The organism is Mycobacterium scrofulaceum, assembly GCF_001667885.1.
Lineage (GTDB): Bacteria > Actinomycetota > Actinomycetes > Mycobacteriales > Mycobacteriaceae > Mycobacterium > Mycobacterium scrofulaceum_C.
This window is the reverse complement of record NZ_LZJW01000059.1, coordinates 1-907: the sequence shown is the minus strand read 5'-3', so window position 1 is coordinate 907 and position 907 is coordinate 1. Positions and strand designations below refer to the sequence as shown.

General features: G+C 73.3%; 1 protein-coding gene. It reads right to left on the bottom strand.

Translation table 11 applies throughout. The features are described from left to right. Positions 1 to 824 (bottom strand): glycosyltransferase family 4 protein (locus A5681_RS08220; RefSeq protein ID WP_067271952.1); only part of this gene is annotated, 824 nt, incomplete at its 3' end. Positions 825 to 907: the final 83 nt, after the last annotated feature.

Genomic DNA, 907 nt, shown 5'->3' with positions numbered 1-907 from the left:
CTCTGCAGCACATGGTGTTTGGTCACGTCGTCGACGTGACCGTGGAAGGTCACCGCGCCCGAGATGCCCAGCCGGCCGACGTGGTCGACGAGCCGCTGCCGCCACCAGCCGTCGCCCACGATGTCCAAGTGCAGACCCGGCATGCGCGGCCGCAGCTGCGCGACGGCCTCCAGCGCGTCCTCGATCTGCTTGTGCGGCACGAGCCGCGACAACACCACCACCCGTGGGGCCGCGGCGCGCGGGCCGGACAGCGTTCGCGCCGGGGCCTCGTCGAGGCCGTTGCGCACCACAGCGATGTGCGCGTTGTCGACCCCGAGCGTCACCAGGTCGCGCGCCGACGGCAGCGACACCGTCACGTACTGGTTGCGGCGGTTCAGCCGGGGCGACACCGTCGACTCGACGAACCAGCCGAGCCGGCCCAGCACCGGGCCGGCCACCGGCCACTGCTCCCTGTGGCAGTGATGCACCAGCACCACCACCCGCCGGCCGTACACCAGCCGGGCGAGGAACGGCAGGCCGTTCTGGGTGTCGACGACCACGTCGGGCCGCACGCGCCGCAGCGGGCCGAGTCCCAGCCGCGCGGCCGCCATCGCGAGCAGGGCCCAGACGTAGACGGTGTAGCGGCCGCCGACGCGGTCGATGCGCACGCCGTCGACCACCTCGTGGCGCGGCGCGCCGGGGTAACGGGCGGTGCGCAGCGTGACGGCGGTGCCGGACGCGGCGAGCTGCGCGCCGATGCGCTGCAAATAGGCCTCGCTGCCGCCGCCCTGCGGGTGCCCGGTATCTCGCCAGCACAGTAGGAGCACGGAGCGCAGACCAGACATCACTGGTCAGCCTAGCCCGCTCCGATGTGCGCCTCGATGCGGTGACCATTCCCTTCACTTGCGCCCCACCGGCCCCGGCCCGG